Here is an 8,469-nt window from a genome sequence, read left to right as displayed (position 1 = left end):
AGCCCGCACCCTGCGCATAGCGCGGGTGTCGGGTAGTTTACTTTCGCAAGACTACATCATCCCCTTAGGTGCAGAGCCAGCCGCCGGCTTGGGCTCAGGCTTTTCCACCACAATCGCTTCGGTTGTGAGGTACATTCCGGCTATGGAAGCCGCGTTTTGCAGCGCTGAGCGCACCACTTTGGCCGGATCGACGATCCCCTGGGCAAACATATCCACATAGGTTCCGCTCAGGGCATCGAAGCCAAAGGGCATCTCCTTCTCCAAAACCTTTTCCACCACCACTGACCCTTCCAGACCGGCATTGTGGGCAATCTGAAAGAGAGGGGCCTGCAAGGCTCGGTAAACAATTTCTGCCCCCACCTGTTCTTCGGCATTCAACTTGGCCTTGAAAGCCGGGATCCCTTTGGAGAGGTGCAATAGCGTCGCCCCGCCGCCAGGGACGATCCCTTCTTCCACCGCAGCTCGGGTGGCATTCAGGGCATCCTCAATGCGCAGCTTGCGATCTTTGAGTTCTGTTTCAGTGGCAGCCCCCACTTTGATCACCGCCACTCCCCCGGCTAACTTGGCGATGCGTTCTTGCAGTTTCTCGCGGTCGTACTCGGAATCGGTGGTTTCCAGTTGCTTGCGAATTTGAGCCACTCGCTTTTCCACCGCCGCTTTGGTGCTGCCATCGGTCACAATGGTGGTCTTGTCTTTGGTGACGGTGATCTTGCGGGCCACCCCCATCATGTCCAGGGTGACCTTATCCAGCTTGATGCCAACATCCTCAGAGATGAGCTGCCCGCCGGTGAGAATGGCGATATCTTCCAGCATGGCTTTGCGCCGATCCCCAAAAGCCGGAGCCTTGACCGCCACCGCATTGAGTACCCCCCGCAGGCGGTTCACCACCAATGTGGCCAGAGCCTCTCCCTCCACATCCTCCGCAATGACCAGAAGAGGCCGACCCTCGCGGGCCACCCGCTCTAGGATGGGCACCAGATCTTGCAGGCTGGAGATCTTGTTGCTGGTAATCAGCAGATAAGCATTCTCATACTCGGCCACCATCCGCTCCGAGTCGGTGACGAAATAGGGGGAAATGTAGCCGCGGTCAAACTGCATCCCCTCCACCACGTCCAACTCGGTTTCCAGCGACTTGGATTCTTCGACCGTGATCACCCCATCTCGCCCTACAGCATCCATGGCCTTGGCGATCATCTCTCCCACTTCGCTGTCGTTGCCGGCAGAGATGGTGGCTACTTCGGCGATGGTCTTACGGCCTTCCACAGCCTTGGCGTGAGCTGCAATTTGCTCCACCAAGTAGGCAGTGGTCTTTTCAATGCCGCGCCGCAGAGCCACAGGGTTGGCACCCGCCGAGATGTTTTTGAGCCCTTCCCGCACCATGCTTTGGGCCAGGATGGTGGCTGTGGTGGTACCATCTCCGGCCACATCGTTGGTCTTAGAGGCCACTTCCCGCATCAACTGGGCGCCTGTGTTCTCCAAGGGATCCGCCAACTCAATTTCCTTGGCAATCGTGACCCCGTCGTTGACGATTTGGGGGGCACCAAACTTCTTCTCCAAGACCACGTTGCGTCCTTTGGGGCCAATCGTAACCTTGATTGCATCCGCCAGTTGGTTGATGCCCTGCTCCAATGCCTTGCGGGCCTCTTCTCTAAACAGAATCCGTTTTGCCATAGAATCCGCGATCCTCGTAAGTCTGACTGGGCTCCTACTTTGGATACTGCCAGGCGGAGTGGGGTTCCCAGGAATCCTCCGGCTCGGCTAGCAGGGAGTTAGCACTCTAAACTCCCGAGTGCCAATCTAGCTCAAAGACGGGAGCCTGAGCAAGATGGGCAGATCCGGAGTCACGTTTTGGCTGACAGGGGGGAGAGGGCTAGGAGTTGCCGCCGATCAGGATGTCGGGAAACTGGGCCTGGGCTTCGCTGATGGGGCGGTTGCGCCCGCCGTTTTGCCAGTAGTTGATGAGTTCGGTGGCTCGGTTAAGCAGCTCGATGCGATCCACTTCGCTGATCCAAGTTTTGCTTTCCAGCTCAGCCTTAAGCTGCTCCCAAGCGTCATCCCGCGGCCAGAAAAAGTAGTGGGTGAGGGGGCTGCGGTTTTTGGCCACCACCTGATCGACGGCAATAGCCAAATCGTTTTCCAACCAGAGGGCTTTTAGGGCGAACTTCGGCAAGGCTCTCTTCTCCTTTGCACTGCTCAACGGACGATCCGATCCTAACCAGGCAGCCTTTCATTCTGACATATGTCCTGTCCATCGGCGGGCCGAGAGCCGGAAGATGGATACGGGCTCAGCCCTGTCTGGGGGCAAAGGGCCCTAGATCACAGAGGGCTGTTTCCCCTTTCAGTACCAAGTCCCGCAGGATGGCGGCGCTGATCGGGGCCAGCAACACTCCATTGCGATAATGGCCGGTGGCAATGAGCAGATTGGCGTAGCCAGGAGCCCAACCCAGGATGGGGGCGCGCTGTCCCACTGGTCGAGGCCGATGGCCGGCCCAATGATCCAACAAAGTTGCCTCGGCCAAAGCCGGGCAGAGTCGGATGGCGCGGGCCAGCAGATCTTGTAGCGCCAGCAGCGTCGGCTCGGGATGGGGGGCCTGAAACTCCACTGTTGACCCCACCCACAGGGATCCATCCCCCAGGGGAACCAGATGCAGATCCGCGTCGGTGACCACGGGCCCCAGGGGGATCCCGGGGGCTTTGACCCGCAGGGCCTGACCTTTGACCGCTTGCAGCGGCACCTGCAGCCCCAGCTCTTTGGCCAGAGGAGAGCTGCCCAGACCTGCCGCCAGGATGACGTGCCCTGCCGAGAGGGTGAGAGCGGGCGTGTAAACCGTTTGCAGGCGAAAGGGGGGATCCGAGCTGCGCTGAATCTTCTGGACAGGCTGGTGGAAGAAAAAGCGGGATCCCTTGCGTTGGGCTGCTTCCAAGAGAGCCTGGGTTAGGAGCTTGGGTTGGACTTGTCGATCCTGGGGAGAGTAGATGGCCGCCGCCAGGTCGCTGCGCAGGCCGGGCTGCAGGGATCCCACTTCGGCAGGGCTGAGCAGATCTAGGCGGTAACCTGCTTGTCGGCGGGCCGCCAGGGTCTCTTGCCAAGCTTCCACTTCCTCCTCCCTGAGGAGTTTGAGAATGCCGCGCCGATTGACGGGCAAACTCCGGCCCAGGTCTTCCTCCAGCCGCGCGACTAGGGGATCGAACAGCTCCAGGCTTTTTAGACGCAACTGCACCACCTCCCCGCTAGGCTGGCGGCTGCAGATCCCCATCAACACCCCCAGCGACGCGCCCGCGGCGCCTGAGGCCGGCTCCCCGGCATCCACTCCAATGACCGACAGCCCAGCTGTGGCTAATTCGTAGGCAATGGCACAGCCCACCACCCCACAGCCGATCACCAGCACATCACAGTTCAACAGCCCAACCCTCAATGGAGATGCTTTTCGTAGTGATACTCCACAGAGTTGCTGCGATCGTGCAATTCACGAATTTCCGGCAGACGCACATAGCCGAGCCGCTCATAAACCCGATGAGCCGTCGTGAAGCGAGTATCTGTCCACAGATGCAGAGAGTCCGCCTGCTGCTGCCGAGCCGCAAATTCGGCCTGTTCAATCAAACGCCGACCCAAACCCCGACCGCGCACTGCGGGCAGAGTGTAGAGTTTTTTCAGCTCCATGCGCCCAGGGATCCCATCGGGCACAAGGCCGACACAGCCGACCACTTGATCCTGATGCTGCGCCACCCAAAGGGATCCCCCCATCTCCGCGAAAGCTGTGGCAGGCTGAAGCAACTCCGGCACCTCTTCGATGTCCAATACACAGCCTGGATACTCCGCAAAGACCACTTGCAAAATGTGGAGCAGAGCCGCACTGTCCGAGTTTTCCGCAGGACGGATGTCGATCTGCATCAAGCAGCGAAGAAAAAGCAATCAATCATGCGATCCAGCTTTTTCCAGCGTTATCTACCACAGCAAATGTAGATAATCTCTTGCGTAGGAAGGATCCCGCTTGGCTGGAGAACTCCTATGAAGTCGGAAAAAGCTGTAAAGTTTTCTCGATTGTATCCGAGCTTGCTTGAGGGAGAGGCAGGTTCAGTTCTCTATATCTAGTCCTTGTGGGCAGAGGATCTCTGAGGCGAGCGGCTAAGATCGCTAGCATCCCCAACCCCATCTGCCCATGGATACTGAACTGCTGGTTCCCGACGTTGCCGACCTTGTGACGGAGGACGATACCCCGGTGGATAATTTCGCCTCCGAAAAGCAGCAGCGCCTCTTGACAGGGGCTCTCTACAGCGCTTTGCGCGGCAAAACCTTTTTAGCAGCGGCAAATGTAGGCATCTACACCGCCATCGGTCGGCCCCCGATTGTGCCGGATGTTTTTCTCAGCCTGGACGTCACGGTGCCGGAGCAATGGTGGGAGAAGCAAAACCGTTGCTACCTGCTCTGGCAATTTGACAAGCCGCCGGATGTGGTGATCGAGATCGTCTCCAACCGCGAAGGCGACGAGCTGGAAGGCAAGCTGAGCCGTTATGAGCAGATGCGAGTTAGCTACTACGCGGTCTTCGATCCCAATCATGAGCTGGGGCCAGAGGAGTTGCGCATTTTCGAACTGCGGGGCCGCCACTACGCGGAAATGACCGAGACCTGGCTAGAACAGGTGGGGCTGGGCCTGACGGTGTGGGAAGGCGTTTTTGAGGGGAAACAAGCTCGCTGGCTGCGCTGGTGTGATGCCCAAGGGCAGTTGCTGCTGACCGGCGATGAACGGGCTGAGTTGGAGCGGGAACGGGCGGAGCAGGAACGTCAACGGGCGGAACAAGAACGCCAAAGAGCCGAACAAGAACGCCAACGGGCGGAACAGGAACGTCAACGGGCGGAGCGTCTGGCGGCAAGATTGCGGGCTTTGGGTGAGGATCCCGATTTGGAGAGCTGAAGCCCAGGGATCCCCTTCAGCACCCACCCTCCACTACACTCAGAGAGGGAACTGCTGCCGGAGTGGCAGGGATCGTTGGACTCACAGATGGGTTATCGCCGCCGGGATTGGTTGGCCTACTGGCTGCTCAAGTGGCTGGTGGTCAACCCCTTGTTTCGGGGACTGTATTTTGGGCGCACCTATGGGCAGGAAAACGTGCCTCGCCAGGGATCCCTCATCGTCGTCAGCAACCACGCCAGCCATTTGGATCCGCCGCTGGTGGCCAATGCGGTGCGCCGTCCGGTGGCCTTCATGGCCAAGGAAGAGCTGTTTCGGGTGCCGGGGTTGAAGCAAGCGATTCAGCTCTACGGGGCCTATCCGGTCAAAAGAGGCGGCTCTGACCGCGCTGCCCTGCGAGCCACAGAAGCAGCCTTGGCGCGGGGATGGGCGGTAGGGATCTTTTTGAATGGCACTCGTACCCCCGATGGCCGCATTCCTCAGCCCCACTTGGGAGCGGCTCTGGTTGCAGCGCGAACGCAAACCCCTCTGTTGCCTGTGGCCCTCTGGGGTACCGAGAAAGTGCTGCCCAAGGGATCCCGGTGGCCGCGCTTGTTCTGCCCCATCACGGTGCGCATTGGCAACGTGATTCCCCCCCCTGCTTCCAGCGATAAGGCCGATTTGCAGCAGGTGACGGCAGAGTGCGTGCAGGCTATCCATGCCCTTTTGGATCAGGGGCGCTGAGGGTATCTTGGGCTACCAGATACTCAACAACAGGGATCCCTCCCAAGATGTGCTTTTGAAGAATCTCCTCCACCACCTCCGGCGTGACCGAGTGGTACCAAAACCCACCGGGATAGACCAGCAGCACAGGGCCGGGAACAGCATAGTCGCACGCCCGCAGGCAGTTGGCTTTGGTGCGGTGCACCCGCAGGGATCCGGCGCTCCCGATTTCCAGATCCAATTCTTTGATCCGCGATTTTAAATAGTCCCAGGCTTCCAATCCCACAGCTTTCTCACAACATTTGGGCTTGGTTTGATCCGCACACAGGAACAAATGCCACTGGTAGGGCGGAATGGGAGCCGGCTGAGGCGCTTGGCCTGGGGATCCGGTTGCCGAGGAGGGATCCAGGATAGGGGAAGAAGCGACAGGACGCGACATAACAAGATGTTTGGGCTTGGCTACAGTTGCATTATCCCCTGTTCTCTAGGTTCTTACCGATGCTGGTGGATAACCCCAAGCAGCGACTGTTTCTTGCTCTGCTCCCCCCTCCAGCACTGCAAGAGCAGGTGACAGCCATCAAACAGCAGTTTGCCGAGCAATTTGCCAGCCAAGCGGCCCTGCGCTCGCCTCCCCACATCACTCTGGTGCCGCCGTTCGAGTGGCCCAGTTCCGATCTGCCGGCCTTGACGGGATCCCTAGAGGCCTTTGCCAAGCAGCAAACTCCCGTCGCCATCCAGTTATCCGGCTTTGGGGCCTTCGCGCCGCGTGTCATTTTTATTCACGTCGTGCCCTCCCCAGAACTGCAGCAGCTACAAGCTCAAGCCCATCACCACATGGGGCTCCTTCTCAACCGGAAAGAAACGACCGCTCAAGCCCGTCCGTTTGTGCCCCACATAACCGTGGCCTTCCGAGACCTAACCCCCGCCCACTTTCGCGCCGCCTGGCCAGAGTTCAAGACGCGTTCTTTCCAGAGTGCGTTTGTAGCGTCAGCTTTGACGCTCCTCCTCCACGACGGCAAACGTTGGCAGGTTTTTGCCCAGTTCTCGATGGGGGAATAATGGGGAACAGAAGAGGGTTGCCAACCGAAGCAGCCTACTCCACCCAGTGAGCGGCCATGTATTCCGCCAAGTCCAACACCCGCTGGGAGTAGCCCCACTCGTTGTCGTACCAAGCCATGACCTTGACCAGATCCCCATCCAGCACACTGGTCATCTCCGCATCCACAATGGCCGAGCAGTCGTGGCCGCGGTAGTCGATGGAGACCAAGGGAATATCCGAGTAGGCGATGATCCCTTTCATCGTGGTTTCCGAGGCTTCCTTCAGGGCAGCGTTTACCTCCTCAGCAATCACGCGCCGCTCCGTCTGCACCACCAAGTCCACCAGAGACACATTGGGCGTGGGAACCCGTACCGCCACCCCATTCAGCTTGCCTTTCAGCTCCGGGATCACCAAAGCCACCGCCTTGGCAGCCCCCGTGGTGGTGGGCACCATGCTCAATGCTGCTGCCCGGGCCCGCCGCAGATCGCGGTGACCACCATCTAAGATCCGCTGGTCGCCGGTGTAACTGTGGGTGGTGGTCATGGTGGCACGGAGGACGCCGAACTTGTCCAGCAACACCTTGATGATCGGGGCAAGGCAGTTGGTGGTGCAGCTGGCGTTGCTGACAATGTTGTGCCGCACCGGGTCGTAGGTGTGTTGATTAACACCGTAGACAAACGTGGGAATGTCTCCCCCCTTGGCCGGGGCGGTGATCACCACCTTTTTGGCCCCCGCTTCTATGTGCTTAGAGGCACCCTGGTAGTCGACAAAAACACCTGTAGCCTCGATAACAAGATCCACCTTCCACTCTTTCCAGGGCAGGTTGCTGGGGTTGCGGTCGGAAACGGCATAGATATGCTTGCCGTTCACCACCAAACCGTTTTCTGCAGGCTCAACGTCTGCTCCCTGCAACGGCCCAAGGATGGAATCGTACTTGAGCAGGTGGGCAGCCGTGCGAGCATCTGAGGTGTCGTTGATGGCAACAATGTCCAGGTTGGACTGGGAGCGACCCAGCCAACAGCGCAAAAAGTTGCGACCAATGCGGCCAAACCCGTTGATGGCTACCCTAACCACTGCTCCTGACCTCGCTGCTTGAAATCTCTTGGGGGCTGCTGCCTAGCACATGATATCGCAACCCCTGAACATTCTGAAGACAAAATTTGGGATCCAAGGGGTTGTCTTCGTGGACGTTGACCTGCAAACCTATGCGGAGCAGGGATTGAGCCTCTTTCAAGCGGGATAGCGCTGGTGCAGCAGAGCCATGGCCGAGGCTACATTTTCTACCCCTCGCTGCTCCAGAAGATCCGTGAACATACTATCCAGCCAGTAAAGGTGCTCGCTGATGATCTGGCTCCAGGCGCGGTAGAGTTTCACCTGTACTTCCAGGGGCAGCAGGATCAGCCCTTCGGTGGAAAGGCGCAGGGTCTGCACCTCGGTTATGGTCACTGCTGTAAAGGAGCGCCGCCGTCCCGTCAGCAGAGAAAGTTCCCCAAACAAACGCCCGGCGTGCAGCGTAGCCAGCCAATAATCTCCCGGATGTCGCACATATTGGCGACGCAGCTCCACCACTCCACTGAGGATCATGTACAGGTCACTGCTGGGATCCCCCTCTTGAAAGATCACCTGGCCAGGAGAGAAGCGGCTGGGCAACAGGGCTGCCGTCAGCGCCTTCCACTCGGCATCTTCCAAAGATTGGAAGAGCAAGTGCTCGCGAACACGCTCAAACGGATAACGGGGGCTGCTCATGATGTCGGTGGGCCAGAGGGGTACCTGAGGCCGGCTCCGTTTCATCCTACCGCTGCCGGCAGGGTATTGGGA

At 59.1% G+C, this 8,469-nt stretch carries 10 protein-coding genes; 3 read left to right on the top strand and 7 right to left on the bottom strand.

Annotation, left to right across the window (positions count from 1 at the left end):
- Positions 1-51 precede the first annotated feature (51 nt).
- The 4 genes from groL to NW843_RS12215 all read right to left on the bottom strand — a co-directional run bounded on the left by groL (position 52) and on the right by NW843_RS12215 (position 3,892).
- The gene (gene groL / locus NW843_RS12230) at positions 52-1,671 is read right to left on the bottom strand and encodes a chaperonin GroEL (RefSeq protein ID WP_414418515.1); all 1,620 of its coding nucleotides are present in this window, start codon (positions 1,669-1,671) and stop codon (positions 52-54) included.
- 199 nt (positions 1,672-1,870) lie between these two features.
- Positions 1,871-2,197, bottom strand: a complete 327-nt coding sequence (locus NW843_RS12225) for a 30S ribosomal protein PSRP-3 (RefSeq protein ID WP_414523077.1) — start codon at positions 2,195-2,197, stop codon at positions 1,871-1,873.
- Between the two features lie 88 nt (positions 2,198-2,285).
- Positions 2,286-3,401, bottom strand: a complete 1,116-nt coding sequence (locus tag NW843_RS12220; RefSeq protein WP_414523076.1) for an NAD(P)/FAD-dependent oxidoreductase — start codon at positions 3,399-3,401, stop codon at positions 2,286-2,288.
- An 11-nt stretch (positions 3,402-3,412) separates the two neighbouring features.
- The gene (locus tag NW843_RS12215) at positions 3,413-3,892 is read right to left on the bottom strand and encodes a GNAT family N-acetyltransferase (protein ID WP_041437363.1); all 480 of its coding nucleotides are present in this window, start codon (positions 3,890-3,892) and stop codon (positions 3,413-3,415) included.
- A 268-nt stretch (positions 3,893-4,160) separates the two neighbouring features.
- On the opposite strand from NW843_RS12215, the gene NW843_RS12210 reads away from it, so the two are divergent.
- Together NW843_RS12210 and NW843_RS12205 are read left to right on the top strand one after the other, a co-directional pair.
- Positions 4,161-4,913: a Uma2 family endonuclease gene (locus tag NW843_RS12210; protein ID WP_011433311.1), complete on the top strand. Its 753-nt coding sequence runs from the start codon at positions 4,161-4,163 to the stop codon at positions 4,911-4,913.
- A gap of 87 nt (positions 4,914-5,000) precedes the next feature.
- Positions 5,001-5,633: a lysophospholipid acyltransferase family protein gene (locus NW843_RS12205; protein WP_414523075.1), complete on the top strand. Its 633-nt coding sequence runs from the start codon at positions 5,001-5,003 to the stop codon at positions 5,631-5,633.
- On the opposite strand, the gene NW843_RS12200 is transcribed toward NW843_RS12205, so the two are convergent.
- Entirely contained in the window at positions 5,602-6,051 is a 450-nt protein-coding gene (locus NW843_RS12200) for a (2Fe-2S) ferredoxin domain-containing protein (RefSeq protein WP_414413286.1), read from the bottom strand. The genes NW843_RS12205 and NW843_RS12200 overlap by 32 nt on opposite strands.
- Positions 6,052-6,110: 59 nt before the next feature.
- On the opposite strand from NW843_RS12200, the gene NW843_RS12195 reads away from it, so the two are divergent.
- Positions 6,111-6,671, top strand: coding sequence for a 2'-5' RNA ligase family protein (locus NW843_RS12195; RefSeq protein WP_414373648.1), 561 nt, complete (start codon positions 6,111-6,113; stop codon positions 6,669-6,671).
- Between the two features lie 34 nt (positions 6,672-6,705).
- On the opposite strand, the gene gap is transcribed toward NW843_RS12195, so the two are convergent.
- Positions 6,706-7,725 carry a type I glyceraldehyde-3-phosphate dehydrogenase gene (gene gap / locus NW843_RS12190; protein WP_011433307.1) on the bottom strand — a complete coding sequence of 340 codons (1,020 nt, stop codon included), beginning with the start codon at positions 7,723-7,725 and terminating at the stop codon, positions 6,706-6,708.
- 156 nt (positions 7,726-7,881) lie between these two features.
- Positions 7,882-8,442 (bottom strand): Crp/Fnr family transcriptional regulator, encoded by a 561-nt coding sequence (locus NW843_RS12185; protein WP_414523074.1) that lies wholly within the window; start codon positions 8,440-8,442, stop codon positions 7,882-7,884.
- Positions 8,443-8,469 lie beyond the last annotated feature (27 nt).

It is taken from the genome of Synechococcus sp. R5-12, assembly GCF_047502655.1.
Classification (GTDB): domain Bacteria; phylum Cyanobacteriota; class Cyanobacteriia; order Thermostichales; family Thermostichaceae; genus Thermostichus.
This window is presented reverse-complemented; position numbering and strand designations above follow the sequence as displayed.

Excerpts from the sequence above, each read along its gene's own strand:
- groL (WP_414418515.1), bottom strand. The coding sequence starts at position 1,671 with ATGGCAAAACGGATTCTGTTTAGAGAAGAGGCCCGCAAGGCATTGGAG.
- NW843_RS12215 (WP_041437363.1), bottom strand. The coding sequence starts at position 3,892 with ATGCAGATCGACATCCGTCCTGCGGAAAACTCGGACAGTGCGGCTCTG.
- NW843_RS12210 (WP_011433311.1), top strand. The coding sequence starts at position 4,161 with ATGGATACTGAACTGCTGGTTCCCGACGTTGCCGACCTTGTGACGGAG.
- NW843_RS12205 (WP_414523075.1), top strand. The coding sequence starts at position 5,001 with ATGGGTTATCGCCGCCGGGATTGGTTGGCCTACTGGCTGCTCAAGTGG.
- NW843_RS12200 (WP_414413286.1), bottom strand. The coding sequence starts at position 6,051 with ATGTCGCGTCCTGTCGCTTCTTCCCCTATCCTGGATCCCTCCTCGGCA.
- NW843_RS12195 (WP_414373648.1), top strand. The coding sequence starts at position 6,111 with ATGCTGGTGGATAACCCCAAGCAGCGACTGTTTCTTGCTCTGCTCCCC.
- NW843_RS12185 (WP_414523074.1), bottom strand. The coding sequence starts at position 8,442 with ATGAAACGGAGCCGGCCTCAGGTACCCCTCTGGCCCACCGACATCATG.